The following is a 19,117-nucleotide window of genomic DNA, read 5'->3' on the forward strand; positions in this document are numbered from 1 at the left end:
TGCATTACACATGCCCGTGGCGTCTGAAATAAGCGATTAAGCCACTCGTGGAAGTATCAAGATGTGCATCGTAAGCCTGATCACCCAGAATCGCAGGTAACAAACGATTAGCGAGTTGCTTGCCCAATTCCACACCCCACTGGTCAAACGAATTAATGCCCCAGATCACCCCTTGCACAAACACTTTATGTTCATACAAAGCCAGCAGCATTCCCAACTGGAATGGATCAAGACTCGGCATCAGTATCGTGGTGGATGGCTGATTGCCGGCAAATACCTTGTGTGGCAATAACTTGGCAATATGCGCTTCATCCAACCCCGCTTGTGACAGCTCCTCGCGTGCCTGCGCTTCTGTTTTTCCGAATGCCAGCGCTGCGCTCTGCGCCAGACAATTTGCCAGTAACGGTGCCTGATGTCCGGGCAAAGGATAATCGCTGGAAGCCGCGACCACGAAATCGCAAGGGATCAGCCAACCGCCCTGATGCAATAGCTGAAAAAACGCATGCTGGCCATTCACGCCGATCTCGCCCCAGACAATAGGATTTGCCCGGCAATTCAGTGCTTCACCATCGCGGCTGACGGTTTTGCCATTCGACTCCATTTCCAGCTGCTGCAAGAAGGCGGGTAAATGTCGTATCGATTCGTTATACGGCAAGATCGCGGTTGTTTCAGCACCAAGAAAATTGGTATTCCAGACGGAAATCAATGCCAGCAACACAGGCAGATTTTTTTCCAGAGGCGCTTGACGGAAATGTTTGTCCATCGTTTCCGCGCCGACCAGCAAGCGTTCAAATCCGCTAATGCCGATTGCCAGCGCAACAGATAAACCTACGGCTGACCACAAAGAATAACGGCCGCCAACCCAATCCCAGATTTCAAGAATATTGCTGTCGGGAATACCGAATTCATGCGCTTTTGCCGGACTGGAAGTCACGGCAATAAAATGCTTGCCAATCGCCCACTCTTCCATTGCCGCCGCCATCAACCAGGTTCGTGCAGTCTGTGCATTGATGCTGGTTTCCTGCGTCGTGAACGTTTTGGAAGCGACAATAAACAAGGTGGTTCGGGGATCAAGTTTTTCGAGCAAGGGTGCCAGATGTGCACTATCAAGATTCGACACATAATAAAAATCCAGACCGGGATGCTGCGAAGCCGACAATGCACGTGTCGCCAGCTTAGGTCCCAGATCAGAACCACCAATACCGATATTGACGATATTCTGGATCGCATCGCCTTTAAACCCACGCCACAAGCCGCTACGCACACGTTCCACGATATCACGCATCTGCTTGCGCACCGCCCGTACTGCCGGCATCACATCCTCGGCAGCATTCGGAAAAGGGGTGAAATCGGTATGACGCAAGGCGGTATGTAATACTGCGCGGTCTTCGCTCAGATTGATTTTTTCACCGGCGAACATTCTGTCGCGCCATGTTTCTACGTCCGCCAGCCGCGCCAGCGAAATCAGGCTGTCCAGCGTAGCCTGATCAATCCGTTGCTTGGAGTAGTCCACCAGCAAGCCATCCAGTTCGACTGAAAAATGGCTAAAACGATTGGTATCTGCAGCAAATAAATCACGCAAATGCTGATCTGCCAGCCTTTGCTGATGCGCCAGTAAGGCGTGCCATTCGGGAGTGAGGGTAATATTCATATCATCCTGCAAAACGAATCAGAATTGAACGACGGAATCAGGCGGCGACATCCAGCAGTCTGGCGAGAGCAACGTATTGCTCCAGCGGAATCGTCTCTGCTCTCGCCTGGGGATCAACGCCAGCATCAATTAATTGCTGCTCCGTAATCAAGCCTGCCAGACAGTTTCTGACTACTTTGCGGCGCTGTGAAAAGGCTTTGGTAACCACCGCCTCCAGATGCTTCACGTTGCATTCCAATGGCTGAGGTTTTGGAATCATACGCACAATAGCGGAGTCTACTTTGGGTGGAGGGTCGAATGCCTCTGGTGTCACGACAAACATCAGATCCATGTGATAACGCCATTGCAGCATCACCGACAGACGTCCATAGGTCTTGCTGCCGGGAGGGGCCACCATGCGTTCAACCACTTCTTTTTGCAGCATGAAGTGCTGATCTTCTACCAGCGGCGCAATGTCTGCCAGATGAAACAACAACGGGCTGGAAATATTGTAGGGCAAGTTACCAACAACCCGTAATTTCTGACCAGCAGGAACAGGGATCGATGCAAAATCAAATTGCAACGCATCCCCTTCATGAATAATCAATTTCTCAGGCGAAAAATTCTTTTTCAAGCGGGCAACCAGATCGCGGTCCAACTCAACTACATGCAGTTGATCCAGTCCTTCCAGCAACAAACTGGTCATCGCCGCCAATCCTGGTCCGATTTCCACCATGGTTTGACCCGGTTGCGGATGAATGGTGCGAATGATCTGGCTCAATACCAGCTGATCGGTCAGAAAATTCTGACCGAAACGTTTACGAGCAATATGTTTCATGATTTCTATTGATGATGAGCCATGCCCGCAGCAACGCGGATGGCAACCAGCATGCTGCTGATGTCGGCATGCCCCAAGCCTTGTGCGGCCAGATCTAGTGCAGTACCGTGATCGACTGAGGTACGAATCAGCGGCAATCCCAGTGTGATATTCACACCAAGACCAAAGCTGGCGTGTTTTAGTACAGGTAAGCCTTGATCGTGATACATCGCCAGCACACAATCAGCCTGCTCCAGATATTTCTGCTGAAATAAGGTATCCGCCGGATAAGGCCCTGTGACCTGCATTCCCAGGGTTTGTGCATGCTGAATCACCGGAATAATGACATCGATTTCTTCACGTCCCAGATATCCATTTTCACCAGCATGGGGATTGAGCCCAGTGACCAGAATACGCGGTTGGGCGATGGCAAATTTGTTTTGCAAATCTGCATGAATAATGCTGATCGTGCGTAGCAGATCGTCGAATTGTATTGCGGCAGCAACGTCTTTTAACGGCAAATGCGTCGTTGCCAGCGCAACCCGCAAAGCTTGGGGCAAATGCGTATTGGCCTCACATGCAAGCATCATGACGACCTGAGGCGTCTGCGTTTTTTCTGCCAGATACTCGGTATGACCGCTGAATGGAACACCGGCATCGTTGATCGTACTTTTCTGCAAAGGTGCCGTCACCATCGCATCGCACCAGCGCTGCTGTATGCTTTCGATCGCGACATCCAGTGTCTGCAAAACTGAACGTCCGTTGCGTTTATCGAGCTGGCCTGCGACAACGTGTGCATTCAGGGGGCTATCAATCACCGTCATGCGGTTAGCCGGACAAGCAGGCAACCCCTGATAACGTACTGCTGCCAGCGAAATTCCCATCAGTTGTATCTCAGGGTCAATTTCTGCTGCCAACATCGCCAGATAAGCGGCGTCACCGATCAACACTGGCCGGACTTCATGGCGCAATTGCCATGCTGCACGAATAGAAATTTCCGGTCCTATACCTGCCGGCTCACCGACGGTGATAGCCAGTACAGGCAATCTGGATAAGGCCATTATTTTTCTTCCAGACGGAATTCGACAAAAGTGCGGTCTCGCAATTCACGCAGCCAGTCTTGTAAAGCTTCCTCCGATTTCCTCTCACGAACAGCCTGACGTGCTGCCATCCGCTGACGATCTTTGGAAACATCTTCCGTTTTGCGCTCTGTTACCTGAATCAGATGAAAACCAAAAGTGGACTGCACAGGCTCACTTACTTCATTGATTGCCAGTTTATTCATCGCCTGCTCAAATTCCGGTACGGTATCACCAGGATAAATCCAGCCCAGATCGCCTCCCTTGGATGCGGATCCGTCCGCAGAGTAGGTTTTTGCTAATTCTTCAAACGTTGCAGACTTGCTATCCAATTTTTGCTTAAGATCAAGCAATTTCTGACGTGCTTCGGACTCTGTGACGATCTGACTGACTTTGATCAAGATGTGACGGACATGCGTTTGCTGTACGGAAGCAGGACCCGCTTTAGTGCCACCTGCATCGCGCTTGCCACTGAGTTTGATGATATGAAAACCGTTCGAACTGCGGATAATGTCAGAATTTTCTCCGACTTTCAGCTTGCTGATGGCATCGAGGAATAACTGCGGCAGACGATCCTGCTCCCGCCAGCCGATTTCTCCACCCTTCAATGCTTCGGAACTATCCGAATAAGTCACTGCAAGTTTGGCAAAATCTCCACCACTACGCAATTTTTGTAACACTTCTTCTGCCCGTGCCCGACGCAACGCGATCTGTTCGGCTGTGGCGTTTTCAGGAATACGGACCAGTATTTGCGCTAAATTCAGTTCCTGTTTACCCAGTTTGGAATTGGCATCGGCGGCAATAAAATTATCAACTTCAGACTCTGAAATCTGAATCTTGCTATCCACCTCGCGCTCACGAATACGTTGCATCGTGATGTCGTCACGAATTTCTTCACGGAAAGAAGCATAAGAAGTGCCTTCACGTTCAATCTGATTGCGGAAATCCTGCAAAGACATTTTGTTCTGTTCTGCCATGCGCTGCATGGCGCGATCAAGGATAACATCGTCCACGCGCAAGCCATTTTCTTTGGCCAGTTGCAACTGGGCGCGATCCAATATCATCCGTTCAAGCAATTGTTTTTGCAGATCCGCACGTTCCGGTAACGCCGTTCCTTGTGCTTTCAGGCGGCGCTCAATCAGATTGATACGCTCATTAAGCTCCTGACGGGTAATCACTTCGTCATTCACAACAACAACGATGCTATTGACGAGTTGCGATTTAGCCGCAGATGCTGGCGCTGCAACCGTTGTGCTGACCTTGGTCTGCGCCAACACGGTACTTGCTGTCAGCAAACCCGCTGAAACAGCCAGTGCAGAAAATAGAGTTCGTTGTTTCATGTGCAATAAATTTCGCATAATGATCTATAAATCTTGTTGAGCAATACCCGTGTGAGTGCTCATCGCGGGCAAAAGTTGCAATATACACGTTAGCACCCATTTCACAAACAACCATGCCTACGCATTGCCGTATGGAAACCGACTAACCACCTGATGTCGAACCAGACATCTTTCCTGCTTAACGTTCACTGATAGGCTGATAGCCTGAAATATTCTTCTTGAGCGACTCCAATGGATTGGCGCCAAATCCCAGTCTTGCCAAACCATTAAACTCGATTTGGGCAGAAAAGCCTGAGCTGTTCGACAAACCGTTCACCGCAAACCGTTGTGCGACAAAGCGGAAAGACCAGCAATCTGCCTTATATTCAAATCCGACCAGACCATCAACGAGTTTTTTATCCAACAACGAGTAATTGCTACGGCCAACCATATACCAACGTCCGGCAACCGGCCATTGTGTTGAGACATCAATTTGCTCCAGTGTATTGCGCTGGAAACGGTATTCCAGGTTCAATACTTTTTTAGGAGCAGGCTGCCAGCGCACGCCATAGTTGGCACGTACTGACTGGTGGTCTGTCTGACTTACCTGCAATGCCATCTCGCCACTGAGTGTGCTGGATAATTTACCGATCGCAGCCAGTAACAGATCTGAGCGGCTGGGACTGATCGTGTCATCCAGCGTCACTCGCTGGGTATTAAAATAAAATCGCTGACCAATCGCCAGTTTCAGGCTTTCATCTCCGCTGCCCTCAATGTAGCGTGATACCAATGCAGCAGTAATCTGATTGGCATCACCAATGCGATCTTGCCCTGTGAACCGATTTTCGCTGAAAATCTGGGCGAAATTAAAATCAGCCACCGCACTATCGAAATTCGGGAAAGCCGACTGTTCACGATAGGGTGTTTTCACATAAAACAAACGCGGCTCCAGCGTTTGCGTGACTTCCGAACCAAATAATTGTGCTTTTCGTTCAAATACCATGCCGCTATCAACCGAGAACGTAGGCACAATCCGGTGAAAATCCGACTCCTGACCGGGAGCCGGATTGACGATGTGATAGTTACTCGCATGCAGAGAAATTTTGGGGATCACAAAGTAACCCGGCTGTATCAGCGGTAACGAAACTTGTGGATTAAATACCAAACGATCTCCGCGTACCAGTGTCGGATGCCAGAAACGTGTCAATATCGCATCCATCGACCAGTCCAGTCCTTTGACATCATGCTGCTCGGCATGTAATTGCAGCTGCGGCAGACGATCATAGGGACGCGTGATTGGCGAATTCACATCCTGCAATACCTGATAATTCGATGCACGCAAGCCGACGTTCCAGAATGAGCCGTAATACATCAGATTCGCATCGCGCAACAGCAAACGTTGCGCAGTCTTGGTAATCGTGCGGGAAAAATCAGCCGGGTAATCATCATCCGATGCGGCATTGATGTTCCAGGATAAATCCAGCTGCGGCAATATTTTTTGCTGATGAATCGATGCCAGCGCATAACGGTTCGTTCCCGTCTGACGGTCATTCGCGATACCTTCGATGCTGGTCTCACCAGCATAGGTTTCGCCAAGATAACGTCCCTCCAGGCCGAGCTGCAAACCACGCTGGGCAATCATTTTTGGATAAACGGTCAAATCGCGGTTAGGTGCGATGTTAAAGTAATAAGGCACCGCCAGTTCCGGGCCGCCCTTGGACGAACTACCGATAATCGGTGGTAAGAAACCGGAGTGACGAGCGCCAGACAGCGGAAAGCTTATAGAGGGCACGGCCAATATCGGCATATCTTTAAAATACAACACTGATTTCGTCGCAACGCCAGTATCAAGACCACTGTCGAGCTTGAAGGTATCTGCTTTCAGATACCAGTCTGGATCCAGACCTTCACAGGTACTGTAAGTGCCGCGAGTAATGTTAGAGCGCTCATCATCCTCAAAATCAATCCGTTCAGCATGCCCTCTGGCGTTGTTCTTGAACAGGCGATAGATAGGATTGGTCACATAGCCAGCGCCAGAGTCCATTTGCATGCGCAACTCATCGCCTTTATAGCAATCGCCATAACGCTCTACACGGATATTGCCACGCGCCTCGACTTCGTCTTCCAGATTCCGGTACATCGCCTGATCTGCTTTCAGACTCAGGCCTGCACCTTTGGTGACCTCGACATTTTCGTCCAGATTAATAAAACGCTCTGGCCTGCCATTCATGCGCTCTGCGTGAACGATGGTGGGAGTCGATTTATCCGCCTGACGCGCCTTATCGTATTCCTGAAGTTGTATTTGTGTTTCAGTCAGGGTTCTGGACACCAGAGTTTGCGCCTGCGCCTGCGCAAAGAAGGCAGGTACGAGTACCGAAGCCACAATTGCGGGGATAGTAGGAAACAATAGCGGTGAGTGAGATAATACGGGTTTCCTGCGCATGTATTCAGAGGTCAGTAAGCGTTTTTGCAAGCACGCTGGACGGTGTCTTTCAGACAATCCACCAGAAATCAGTCGCCTATTATAGGTGAAATGCTGCCAGAACCATCTGAACCGTGCATACAAACTAACTCTCTTGGCAATTTAGACATGACATCCACCGTCACACCGACTCCGAACCCTGCTGCCAGTCCCAGCAAAGAGCAGCGCCGTCTGGGCCTGCTTGACTGGCTCTCAACACTAAAGAATCATGAATTACAGACTGACAGTCTGCGTCCTGCTTCAGCAGACGCCAGCTTCCGCCAGTTTTATAGAATCGATGCTGGCGATGGACGGACCCTCATTGCGGTTGATGCCCCACCGGCAACTGAAAATTCTGCCAATTACATCAAGTTGGCAAAACTCTTCAAAGAAATCGGTCTGACCGTCCCCGAAGTACTGGAATCAGATTTGGAACAAGGTTTTTTACTGGCTACAGATCTCGGGCAGCACACCTATGCTCATGTGTTGAACAACGATACCGCTCACAAACTGTATCTGGATGCCATCGACAGTCTGGTGTTGATGCAGGCACAAAGCCAGCCAGATGTCTTGCCTGAATATGATCGCGCCTTCCTGGAACGCGAACTGAACATTTTCACAGAATGGTATATCGGCAAACATCTGGGCGTCACGCTGACAGAAGCGCAAACGAAAACGCTGAACAAGGTCTTTGATCATCTGCTGTCGAGTGCCGTTGCGCAGGCGCAGGTGTATGTACATCGTGATTTTCACTCACGCAATCTGATGTGGACGGAAAAAGGAAACCCCGGCATCGTCGATTTTCAGGACGCGGTGTATGGTCCGGTCACATATGATCTGGTATCACTGTTGCGCGATGCCTATGTGCAGTGGGATGAAGAAATGGTTCTGGACTGGGCAATACGCTACTGGGAAAAGGCCAGACGCGCAGGCTTGCCTGTACCAACAGATATCGACAGTTTTTACCGGGACTTTGAATGGATGGGGCTACAGCGTCATCTCAAAATTCTCGGAATTTTTGCGCGTCTTTCGCATCGCGACGGCAAAGATAATTTTCTCGCAGATATTCCTACGGTCATGGAATACGTCCGTAAAACATCCCATCGTTACAAAGAGTTAGTACCGCTGTTGCGTTTGCTGGACGAACTGGAAAACACCGCACCGCAAGTTGGTTATACATTCTGAGGTCAACCGTATGAAAGCCATGTTACTTGCCGCTGGCCGCGGTGAACGTATGCGTCCACTGACCGATACCTGTCCCAAGCCTTTGCTCAAAGTACGCGGACGCCCGCTGATTGTCTGGCATATTCTGAATCTGGTGAAGGCCGGTATTACGGACATTGTGATCAATCATGCGCACCTTGGTCACATGATTGAAGACACGATCGGCAATGGTAGTCAATTCGGCGCAAATATTGCTTACTCTGCCGAAACACAGGCATTGGAAACCGCCGGAGGTATCGCCAATGCCTTGCATTTACTGGGGGATGAGCCGTTTATCGTCGTATCTTCAGACATTTATATTCCTCATTTTAATTTCAAGGAATGTCTGAATACACTGGAAGAAAATGATCCATGGGGAAATCCACATCCGCATGATCAGCGTGATATCGCCTGGTTGTACATGGTTAAAAATCCCTCGTTTCATCCAACCGGCGATTTCGCTATGACGTTGATGGGATTATCAAACGACGGTACGCCACGCCATACGTTTGCCAATATTGGCGTCTATCGCCCCGAAATGTTTTCCAGCATACGTCCCGGTGATCACGCCAAGCTGGGACCGCTGCTGCGCGAGTACATCGACGCCGGACGTATAGGCGGCGAGATGTATCGCGGCGAATGGCACAACCTCGGTACGCCAGCGCAGCTGGAAGCACTCAACGCACCACTGTCATTACGCCGAGGATAGTATGGCACCTGCTTCCATTGCCCCGTTTCAGGCACGTCGCCAGCAATTGATTGCTCTGATGATGGAGCAAGGTGGCGGTATCGCGATTATTCCGACTGCGCGGGAATTGATACGCAACAACGACAATCACTTCCCATTCCGGCACGATAGCTATTTTTATTACCTGTCCGGCTTCAGCGAACCGGAAGCCGTCATCGTGCTGATTGCGCAAGCAGAACAACAACGCAGTATTTTATTTTGCCGCGAGAAAGATCCCGAACACGAGATCTGGGATGGATTTCGTTTTGGCCCGACCGCAGCCCAGAGCAATTTTGGCTTTGACTTCGCTTATCCGATCGAGTCGCTGAATGACAAAATGCCAGAGTTACTGGCGGATGCAGGCAAGCTGTTTTACAGCAATCAGACAGAACCGCATCTGAATCATCAGCTATCACAATGGATGCAGACAGTACGTGGCAAAAGCCGCTCAGGCATCAGCGCACCGGCAATCACCATTGATGTCCGCGAGTTGCTCGACGAAATGCGACTGATCAAAGACCCGCATGAAATCGCGCTGATGCAACGGGCGGCCAGCATCTCCGGTGCGGCTCACGCAAGAGCCATGCGTCATGCCAGACCTGGACAATTCGAATACGAGCTGGAAGCGGAATTACTGCATGAGTTCCGCCGGCATGGAGCGCAGGCACCGGCTTACGGCTCTATCGTTGCCAGCGGCGCCAACGCCTGCGTGCTGCATTATCAGCATAATCAGGCACAAATCCGGGAGGGAGATTTAATCCTGATTGACGCCGGTTGCGAGTTCGATAGTTATGCCGCAGATATCACACGCACATTCCCTGCCAGCGGCAAGTTCAGCGCAGCACAAAAAAATGTTTACAACCTCGTTCTGAACGCACAACAGGCAGCAATGGCCTGGGCCCGCGCTGGTGCTGTGTATATGGATGGTCATCATGCCGCTGTACGCGTATTAACAGAGGGAATGCTGGATCTGGGACTCCTCGATAAAAACATCGTGGGCAACGTCGATGACGCCATCGCAGGGCTAGCATATCGCCAGTTTTATATGCACGGCACAGGTCATTGGCTGGGGCTGGATGTGCATGACGTTGGCCGGTATCGTGACGTGCAAAAAATGGGCGATGAAAGACCTTATCGTCGATTGCAGGAAGGGATGGTCATCACTATCGAACCGGGGATGTATGTGCGCCCCGCAGACAACGTACCGGAACAATACTGGAATATCGGGATCCGTATTGAAGACGATATTCTGATCACTGCGGATGGTCATCTGAATCTGAGCCGCGACACGCCAAAAACCGTGGCTGAAATAGAAGCAGAAATGCGCTCTGCAACATCAGTATGTCCGGCATAACCCGTACGACTAGCACGACTAGCATGACCAGATTAACCAGGCTACCAGCTCAACCATCATGAATGAAGTCATCAACGACATTGACATTGCCATCTGCGGCGCAGGTCCAGTAGGACAGGCGCTCGCTTTACTGCTACATCAGCAAGGGGTTCCGGCAAACCGGATTGCCTTGTTCGATGCAAAAACCAGTGTACAGGCACAGCAGGATGCGCGCTCCATTGCCTTGTCTTATGGCAGCCAGCAACTACTACAGAAAGCGCGATGCTGGCCCATCAAAGCGACTCGCATCGGTGAAATACATGTCTCGCGGCGCGGTCATTTTGGACGCAGCCTGATCAAGGCAGAAGAATACGGCGTACCTGCATTGGGATACGTTGCCCGTTATGGCGATATCGTTACTCCCATGGAAATCGCCTTACAACAAGCGGCTATTCGCATACATCGACCTGTTCTGGTTCAGGAAATCACCGAAGCTGACGATCATGTGCGCTTACATCTGCAACATACAGAAAGCGGTCAAAGTTCGACAGTGAGCGCGAATATGCTGGTACAGGCGGAAGGCGGCACTTTCTCGGATCAGTCTGTGCGCCACCAACATCACGATTACCAGCAAACCGCGATCATTGCACATGTACTGTGCGATCAACGGCTTGCGGAACGGGCATTTGAACGTTTTACAGAACAAGGCCCGCTCGCGTTGCTGCCTCAGGAAGATGGCTATGCACTGGTCTGGTGTGTGCGACCTGCAACGGCACAACAGTTAATGGCGCTTGATGAACCGGCGTTCAGACTAGCCTTGCAACAAGCCTTTGGAGGGCGTCTGGGGACATTCACCGCTACCTCATCCCGAGTTTCTTATCCACTGGGACTCAATGCTCAACCGCAAGCAACAGCGCGCATCGTCAGCATTGGCAACGCCGCACAGACCTTGCATCCGGTAGCAGGTCAGGGTTTGAATCTGGGATTGCGCGACAGTTTTGTGCTGGCAACATGTCTGAGTCAGAACAGAGATCAGCCAGATCGCGCATTGCAACAATTTCTGACTCAACGCCAGACGGATCGTCGCCTGACAATACGTCTGACCGACAGCATGGCACGCCTGTTTGCGAGTTCGCCGGATGGTTCACTCACACAAATATTGCTAGGACTCGGGCTGGGTACGCTGGATATCTGCAGTGGCGCAAAGAAAATACTGGCAGAACAAATGATGTACGGTTGGCGCAGCTAAGGGCGAATATCGGCATACGCTGATTGCTGTAGTAAACAAAACCCGTCGTACCAGATTTATTTTTATAATCCGCAACGAATTCCCACTGTCAGCGACTATCCTCTACAATTCGCTACAATTCATTCCTCATCATAAGGACACATCATGAAGTTACGCACAAAAAGACGCTTATTAAACTACGGTCGCTTGTACAACTATCAACTGGCGACGGTACTGGAAGCAGCGTTTCAGGATTTCAAAGCCAACTTCACCAAAGAAGGTGAGTCTGTTGCAGAATCGCTGGATGCACTGGAAAAACTTGGCACCAGCTATCGTTATTTCAAAAAATTTGCATTGCGCTTCGTTATCACGCGCTAATCGCACATGCTATAACACCCGTTGCACCTGTTGCAGCACGCGTTGCGCGCGACATCACCTGCCCGGGTTTTTATCGAAGGGTATCAGCCCTTCGATTCCCCCCTACATGGTTCTCATCTGATTCATCTTTACTCCGTCAGGATGAATATAGCTATACGGCGTTCGTCGTGATCAGCAAAGCACACTTTCTCCTGCTATTTGCTTTGCACATCTCCATGCTGACGTGACCAAATGTCTGAATACATGTCAACCATGTTCATTCGTTCGCTCAATGTTACCAATTGCTGTAACTCAGCAATCACATTCATTCATCACATCAATCAATCGGCAACCCGCTGACTGGCTTGATTTCTTCCATACAAATCATCGACCTTAACGATGCCACACCAGGCACTTGCATCAAGGTATCCGTCAAGAACTGCGACAGACTTTTTAAGTCCGTTGCCACAACTTTCAATATATAGTCAAAGTCACCCGAAATCGTATGGCACTCGATAATGTCTGGGAATGCTTTCAATTGACGCTCGACTTCCCGTACATTGCGAAACTGCTCCCGATCCAGTGATAAATTCACGAATGCCATCACTCCAAGTCCCAGCGCTTCCGGTGCAACCTGCGCAACATAGGCACGTATCACTTTTTTTTCTTCCAGCGTACGAACCCGTCGCAATGTCTGTGGCGGCGACAAATGAATTTTTTCGGCCAGATGCAGATTACTCATGCGGCCATCCTGCTGGAGGTATCGCAAAATGCTCAGATCATATGTATCCATTTTTTGATATTTTTAAATTACGATTAATATGAAATTAAATTTCTTTTTAAAAAAATTAAACGAATTTAAATTTCTAAAAATCACCATTTTACATTACATTTAGCAATCTAATTTTTACTCCGCATCGCTACAATGTCTCATGGCTGAACGATTCCAAACCTGAATTCAAACTGGCAGACATCATCAGCATTCATATCTCACGCTGCTGCCTTGTAAGTTGCTGCCTTACCAACTGCAATTGGCGGAGAGAACATTTTACGGAGTAACATCATGGTGACCTTTATCGGTACACGGGAAATGCAAACCCACCTGCGACAAGCAGGTCCAGAGCAAGTGATCGCACGCATGGCGGAAATGATCAGAGAAGACTATCTGCGCTGGAATTTATTCGACAAATCAGCGCGCGTCGCCAGTCATTCTTCTATTGGCGTGATTGAGCTGATGCCGATATCCGATGGTAAAAACTACTCATTCAAATACGTCAACGGACATCCTGCCAACACGCAATCCGGCTTACTGACTGTCACTGCATTTGGCGTTTTGTCTGATGTCGCTACCGGCTACCCTCGGCTACTGTCTGAACTGACATTAACAACCGCATTGCGCACGGCGGCCACGTCCACACTGGCAGCAAGCCATCTGGCAAACGTCGGCAGCCGCAGCATGGCACTGATTGGCAATGGTGCTCAAAGTGAATTTCAGGCAATTGCATTTCACACTATGCTGGGAATCGCTGAGCTGCACGTTTATGATACCGATGCCGCCGCAACAGAGAAACTGATCCGGAATTTAAGCCGCTATCCAAAACTCAAGATCATTCGCAGTAATTCAGTTGCGCATGCTGTTCAGGGTGTGGATATCATCACCACAGTGACAGCGGATAAAACAAACGCGACTATATTGACAGCGGATATGCTGTCGCCGGGTGTGCATATCAATGCCGTCGGGGGTGATTGCCCTGGCAAAACAGAATTGCATCCGGATATTCTGAAGCTCGCTTCTGTCGTCGTCGAATATGAGCCACAATCCAGGATAGAAGGTGAGCTACAACAAATGCCAGCAGATTTTCCGGTGACCGAGTTATGGGAAATCCTGAGCGGAAACATCGACATACGTACAAACGCGCAACAAATCACTATTTTTGATTCTGTTGGTTTTGCATTGGAAGATTTCTCTGCCATGCGTTATCTGGAAAAATACGTTGTACATGCACATTCACCACTACTGGATCTGATTCCTGAAATGCTCAATCCCAAAGATTTATTTGGCATGGGAATGTCCATTGATGCGACGGGAACATCAACACCAGAAAAAGCCAAAGTAACTGAGAAAACCAAGGTAACTGAAAACAATCCGCTCTGAATATTTGAGTACAGACTCGTGAGATCACCTGAAGAATGAAAACTATTGCTGTTATCGGCGCTCCGACAGATGTCGGCGCCAGTGTAAGAGGAGCGGGCATGGGGCCCGATGCCTTGCGTGTCGCAGGCCTCAACGAGGCCCTGCAAGCGCATCAGATGCGTGTGGTTGATCACGGCAATTTGCATGGTCCAGCCAATCCGTGGCAAGCGCCCGTCAACGGTTTGCGACATCTGAAAGAAGCTATCGACTGGAACCAGATTGTATTTGATGCTGTCGATGCGGCCTTACGAGCGGGTCATATGCCCATGATGTTGGGAGGCGATCATTGCCTCGCTATTGGCTCTATCAGTGCAGTTGCCAAACATTGCAAACAAACGGGAAAAAAATTACGGGTACTGTGGTTTGATGCGCATGCAGACAGCAATTTATCGTCTATCAGCCCGACCGGCAATATCCACGGCATGCCCGTTGCATGCCTGATGGGGCATGGCCCGGAAGCATTGGTCAACTATGCAGGACAAGTTCCTGCTATACAGGCAAGCGATATTCGTCTGATCGGCATACGCAGTGTTGATGAAGGTGAAAAACGTTTCATTCACGACATGGGAATGCAAGTCTTTGATATGCGTTACATCGATGAATACGGTATGCGCAATGTGATGAGTTCCGTACTCGCAGGGCTAGATTCCGACACACACCTGCATGTCAGCTTTGATATGGACTGTCTTGATCCCGCTATAGCACCAGGCGTAGGTACTGCAGTACGCGGCGGGCCAACGTACAGAGAAGCGCAATTATGTATGGAAATGATTGCCGATACGGGTCTACTGGCATCGCTGGATCTGGTGGAACTCAATCCTGCACTGGATATCCGCAACCAGACTGCGGAGCTGGCCGTAGATCTGATCGAGAGTTTATTTGGAAAATCCACTTTGGTCAGGCTGTAGCACAAAAAAAAGCACCTGCGCACACTACGGCAATCTATAAAAAAAACCACCAGATCACGCTGGTGGTTTTTTTCATTCAAGTGATGGAGCTAAAATCAATTCAATTCAATTCAATTCAATTCAATTCAATTCAATTCAATTTCAGTTCAATCTCTGATTGATTACTCTACTGCTTTCACCATATCTTCAATGACTTTTTTAGCATCACCAAAGACCATCATGGTTTTATCCATATAGAACAATTCATTGTCCAGACCTGCATAACCAGAAGCCATAGAGCGTTTGTTGACGATAACGGTCTTCGCTTTATACGCTTCCAGAATCGGCATACCGGCGATGGGTGATTTAGGGTCTTTGGCAGCAGGATTCACCACGTCATTCGCACCCAGAACCAGTACCACATCGGCCTGACCGAACTCACTGTTGATATCTTCCATCTCGAATACCTGATCGTAAGGTACCTCTGCTTCCGCCAGCAAAACGTTCATATGACCAGGCATACGACCAGCTACAGGGTGGATGGCATATTTGACGGTAATGCCCTTATGGGTCAGCTTTTCAGTCAGTTCTTTCAGAGCATGCTGGGCGCGTGCAACCGCCAAACCATAACCCGGAACAATGATGACTGTTTCTGCATTACCCAACAGGAAAGCAACGTCGTCCGGAGAACCAGATTTGACGTTACGTTGAACCTGAGTGCCGCTGCTGGCAGCTGCTGCTTCGCCCCCAAAGCCACCAAGAATAACGTTGAAGAACGAGCGGTTCATTGCCTTACACATGATGTACGACAGAATCGCACCAGAAGATCCCACCAGCGAACCGGCAATAATCAGCATGGAGTTATTCAGAGAAAAACCGATACCAGCAGCAGCCCAGCCAGAATAACTATTGAGCATAGACACCACCACCGGCATATCAGCACCACCGATAGGGATAATGATCAATACACCAAGGACAAAAGCGATCGCAGTCATGATCACAAAAGGTGTCCAGCTTTGCGTGATGCAAAACGCAATACCTAAGGCTATCATGGCAATCGCCAGTACCAGATTTAACTGATGCTGACCGCTAAAGCTGACAGGTGCGCCTTGAAACAGACGGAACTTGTACTTGCCGGATAATTTACCGAATGCGATCACAGATCCAGAGAAAGTAATCGCACCGACAAAGGTTCCGATGAACAGTTCCAGACGATTACCAAACGGAATCGGCTGATCCTTGCCAACGATGTTAAATACCCAGGGTTCAGACACCACGGCAACAGCAATACATACCGCAGCCAGACCAATCAGGGAGTGCATCGCTGCAACCAGTTCTGGCATCTTGGTCATTTCAACACGCTTTGCCAACGTCGCACCGATGCCACCACCCACTACGACACCCAGCACGACCAGACCATAACCGAGACCAGAACCGGATGATTCGGATTTCAGCTTCACGATCAGGGCGATTGTCGTCGCAACAGCAACTGCCATACCAATCATCCCAAACGTATTACCGCGACGGGCTGTAGACGGATGCGATAAACCCTTCAAGGCCTGAATAAAACATACCGATGCAATCAGATAGAGCATCGTTACCAGATTCATGCTCATTATTTATTCTCCTTTGCAGCTTTCGGTTCTTTTTTCTTGAACATTTCCAGCATACGCTGTGTGACGAGAAATCCACCGAAGACATTCACCGCAGCAAGCGCCACTGCGACCGTGCCCATTACTTGCGCCAGCAGGCCTTCTGTCAGTCCGGCAGCAAGCATGGCACCGACGATGATGATGGCTGAAATCGCATTGGTCACCGCCATCAGTGGTGTATGCAATGCCGGAGTTACCGTCCACACAACGTGATAGCCGACATAAATCGCCAACACGAAAATGATGAGATTGGTAAGGGTATGACTAACTTCCATAATATCCTCTCTGTTTGTCTAATGAGTTTCAGCGTGAGACGCGGGTCAGACACCTATAACAAGTGCAATGACGCGCACAACACGACCGAATGCGTCATGCAAATAATTACTCTTTGAGACTGGTCATCTGATTTTTGCTATCGACAAAGACGACTTTCGGCTTGTGCGTCTTCACCTCTTCTTCTGTCATCGGAGCATAGGTACAGATAATCATCAGATCACCCAGCTGTACGCGGCGCGCAGCAGCACCGTTAAGTGAGATTTCACCGCTTCCACGCTTGCCTTTAATGGCATAGGTAGAAAAGCGCTCACCGTTATTGACGTTGTACAGCTCAATCTGTTCGTTCTCCTTGATGTCGGCAGCGTCGAGCAGATTTTCATCGATCCCACAAGATCCTTCATAATGCAGATCGCACTGGGTTACAGTTGCGCGATGAATTTTGGCGCGGAGCATATTTCTTTGCATGATGTTCTTTACTCTCTGAAACTTAAAATTTAAATCTGGTGTACTTCTGTTTTACTTATTTATTTCTTCAAAATCTCACCGCCGGCACAAACCAGTGTCGCGGCGACGATTTCATCCTCACGATTGATCGCCAGCGCAGCGTCTTTATCGATAATCAATTTGAGGAAATCCAATACATTGCGTGCGTACAGCGCTGAAGCGTCGGCCGCCACCAGTGTCGCCAGATTTGGCTCACCGATGATGTGTACACCATATTTAGTCACCGTCTTGCCCAGCTCAGACAAAGGACAATTTCCGCCCTGCTCTACCGCCATATCCACAATCACGGAACCTGGCTTCATGGATTTCACGGTTTCTTCGGAAATCAGAATCGGTGCTTTACGACCAGGGATTAATGCAGTCGTGATGATGATATCTGCCTGTTTGGCACGTTCATGCACAAGTGCTGCCTGACGAGCCATCCAGGCCGCAGGCATAGGACGGGCATAACCACCGACACCTTTGGCTATTTCACGCTCTTCGTCAGTTTCATAAGGCACGTCAATAAATTTAGCGCCCAATGATTCTACTTGTTCCTTGACCGGCGGGCGGACATCAGAAGCCTCAATCACAGCTCCCAGACGCTTTGCCGTCGCAATTGCCTGCAAACCAGCAACACCAACGCCCATAATCAGAACACGAGCGGCTTTTACTGTTCCCGCAGCAGTCATCAACATCGGCATAAAGCGCTGATACGTATTGGCTGCCAGCATCACTGCTTTATAGCCCGCGATATTTGCCTGCGAAGACAAGACATCCAGCGACTGCGCACGAGTGATACGCGGCGCGGCCTCCAAAGCAAATGCAGAAATCCCATGCGCCGCCATCGCGGCGATGTTTTCAGCATCAAATGGATTCAGCATGCCGACAATGACTGTACCGGACTTGATTAACGTCCGTTCGTCAGCGCTCGGCGCACGTACTTTCAAGACCAGCTCTGCACCAAACGCATCGGATGCAGAACCAATTTGAGCACCAGCGGCATGATAAGCCTCATCAGTAATGCTAGAAGAAATACCTGCTCCGGCCTGCACCACCACCGAATGTTTGGCAGCGATGTATTTCTTGATGGTTTCTGGGGTTGCCGCAACGCGGGTCTCCCCTGGCCGTGTCTCGGCGGGAATGCCGATTTTCATAGATTTGCTCCCTGATTAATGTAAATAAATTCTATTATTTGAGGAAGCATGACTGGACATGCTTCCTCATTTTTTCGTCAATCAAAGCTGAACTGTGTTGCCCGCTTTTGCCATCGCACATGATATCTGCTGACACTGATCGCGCTGATTTCTGATTTGGAAACAGCGCGCACACTCTGAACTGATTAAATCTAATGCTTACCTGAATCTTACATTTCGTATTCGACAACGATATTACACGTAAAATGTTTTTTAGCACAACCGTTCGTTTTTCTGTGTTTTTGATCGTATTTTTATGATCCCTACGTAATTCT

General features: G+C 49.5%; 17 protein-coding genes. 7 read left to right on the forward strand and 10 right to left on the reverse strand.

Annotated elements, in window-relative coordinates; translation table 11 throughout:
- Positions 1-4: 4 nt before the first annotated feature.
- The 5 genes from pgi to ACO0LB_RS04375 form a co-directional block, all read right to left on the reverse strand.
- Complete coding sequence (gene pgi / locus ACO0LB_RS04355; protein ID WP_423046858.1) at positions 5-1,651, reverse strand: glucose-6-phosphate isomerase; 1,647 nt, start codon at positions 1,649-1,651, stop codon at positions 5-7.
- Positions 1,652-1,688: 37 nt separating this feature from the next.
- Positions 1,689-2,468 (reverse strand): 16S rRNA (adenine(1518)-N(6)/adenine(1519)-N(6))-dimethyltransferase RsmA, encoded by a 780-nt coding sequence (rsmA, locus tag ACO0LB_RS04360; RefSeq protein ID WP_423046860.1) that lies wholly within the window; start codon positions 2,466-2,468, stop codon positions 1,689-1,691.
- 5 nt (positions 2,469-2,473) lie between these two features.
- Positions 2,474-3,508, reverse strand: coding sequence for a 4-hydroxythreonine-4-phosphate dehydrogenase PdxA (pdxA, locus tag ACO0LB_RS04365; RefSeq protein ID WP_423046862.1), 1,035 nt, complete (start codon positions 3,506-3,508; stop codon positions 2,474-2,476).
- Positions 3,508-4,866 (reverse strand): peptidylprolyl isomerase, encoded by a 1,359-nt coding sequence (locus ACO0LB_RS04370; RefSeq protein ID WP_423046864.1) that lies wholly within the window; start codon positions 4,864-4,866, stop codon positions 3,508-3,510. The genes pdxA and ACO0LB_RS04370 overlap by 1 nt, the downstream gene beginning before the upstream one ends.
- A 178-nt stretch (positions 4,867-5,044) precedes the next feature.
- On the reverse strand, positions 5,045-7,288 hold the full coding sequence (locus ACO0LB_RS04375) for an LPS-assembly protein LptD (protein ID WP_423046866.1): 2,244 nt from the start codon (positions 7,286-7,288) through the stop codon (positions 5,045-5,047).
- A 147-nt stretch (positions 7,289-7,435) separates the two neighbouring features.
- On the opposite strand from ACO0LB_RS04375, the gene ACO0LB_RS04380 reads away from it, so the two are divergent.
- The 5 genes from ACO0LB_RS04380 to ACO0LB_RS04400 all read left to right on the forward strand — a co-directional run bounded on the left by ACO0LB_RS04380 (position 7,436) and on the right by ACO0LB_RS04400 (position 12,175).
- Positions 7,436-8,491, forward strand: coding sequence for an aminoglycoside phosphotransferase family protein (locus tag ACO0LB_RS04380; protein ID WP_423046868.1), 1,056 nt, complete (start codon positions 7,436-7,438; stop codon positions 8,489-8,491).
- Between the two features lie 10 nt (positions 8,492-8,501).
- Positions 8,502-9,218, forward strand: coding sequence for an N-acetylmuramate alpha-1-phosphate uridylyltransferase MurU (gene murU, locus ACO0LB_RS04385; protein ID WP_423046870.1), 717 nt, complete (start codon positions 8,502-8,504; stop codon positions 9,216-9,218).
- Between the two features lies 1 nt (position 9,219).
- A complete protein-coding gene (locus ACO0LB_RS04390; RefSeq protein WP_423046872.1) occupies positions 9,220-10,590 on the forward strand; it encodes an aminopeptidase P N-terminal domain-containing protein in 1,371 nt (456 codons plus the stop codon).
- A 58-nt stretch (positions 10,591-10,648) separates the two neighbouring features.
- Complete coding sequence (locus tag ACO0LB_RS04395; protein ID WP_423046874.1) at positions 10,649-11,818, forward strand: FAD-dependent monooxygenase; 1,170 nt, start codon at positions 10,649-10,651, stop codon at positions 11,816-11,818.
- Between the two features lie 144 nt (positions 11,819-11,962).
- Positions 11,963-12,175, forward strand: coding sequence for a hypothetical protein (locus ACO0LB_RS04400; RefSeq protein ID WP_423046876.1), 213 nt, complete (start codon positions 11,963-11,965; stop codon positions 12,173-12,175).
- A gap of 316 nt (positions 12,176-12,491) precedes the next feature.
- Here ACO0LB_RS04400 and ACO0LB_RS04405 read toward each other — a convergent pair whose 3' ends face one another.
- Positions 12,492-12,947 (reverse strand): Lrp/AsnC family transcriptional regulator, encoded by a 456-nt coding sequence (locus tag ACO0LB_RS04405; RefSeq protein WP_423046878.1) that lies wholly within the window; start codon positions 12,945-12,947, stop codon positions 12,492-12,494.
- Between the two features lie 270 nt (positions 12,948-13,217).
- Between ACO0LB_RS04405 and ACO0LB_RS04410 the strand changes: the two genes are divergently transcribed.
- Together ACO0LB_RS04410 and rocF are read left to right on the forward strand one after the other, a co-directional pair.
- Positions 13,218-14,309 carry an ornithine cyclodeaminase gene (locus ACO0LB_RS04410; protein ID WP_423046880.1) on the forward strand — a complete coding sequence of 364 codons (1,092 nt, stop codon included), beginning with the start codon at positions 13,218-13,220 and terminating at the stop codon, positions 14,307-14,309.
- A gap of 35 nt (positions 14,310-14,344) precedes the next feature.
- Complete coding sequence (gene rocF / locus ACO0LB_RS04415; protein ID WP_423046882.1) at positions 14,345-15,256, forward strand: arginase; 912 nt, start codon at positions 14,345-14,347, stop codon at positions 15,254-15,256.
- A 161-nt stretch (positions 15,257-15,417) separates the two neighbouring features.
- Here the strand turns inward: rocF and ACO0LB_RS04420 are convergent, their stop codons facing one another.
- The 4 genes from ACO0LB_RS04420 to ACO0LB_RS04435 form a co-directional block, all read right to left on the reverse strand.
- Entirely contained in the window at positions 15,418-16,851 is a 1,434-nt protein-coding gene (locus tag ACO0LB_RS04420) for an NAD(P)(+) transhydrogenase (Re/Si-specific) subunit beta (protein ID WP_423046884.1), read from the reverse strand.
- Positions 16,851-17,162 carry a proton-translocating transhydrogenase family protein gene (locus tag ACO0LB_RS04425; protein WP_423046886.1) on the reverse strand — a complete coding sequence of 104 codons (312 nt, stop codon included), beginning with the start codon at positions 17,160-17,162 and terminating at the stop codon, positions 16,851-16,853. Before ACO0LB_RS04425 ends, ACO0LB_RS04420 begins: the two co-directional genes overlap by 1 nt.
- A gap of 106 nt (positions 17,163-17,268) precedes the next feature.
- Positions 17,269-17,628: an aspartate 1-decarboxylase gene (gene panD / locus ACO0LB_RS04430; protein ID WP_423046887.1), complete on the reverse strand. Its 360-nt coding sequence runs from the start codon at positions 17,626-17,628 to the stop codon at positions 17,269-17,271.
- Between the two features lie 59 nt (positions 17,629-17,687).
- Positions 17,688-18,803, reverse strand: coding sequence for a Re/Si-specific NAD(P)(+) transhydrogenase subunit alpha (locus ACO0LB_RS04435; protein ID WP_423046889.1), 1,116 nt, complete (start codon positions 18,801-18,803; stop codon positions 17,688-17,690).
- Between the last annotated feature and the right edge of the window lie 314 nt (positions 18,804-19,117).

Source organism: Undibacterium sp. SXout7W, assembly GCF_049339385.1.
Lineage (GTDB): Bacteria > Pseudomonadota > Gammaproteobacteria > Burkholderiales > Burkholderiaceae_D > Undibacterium.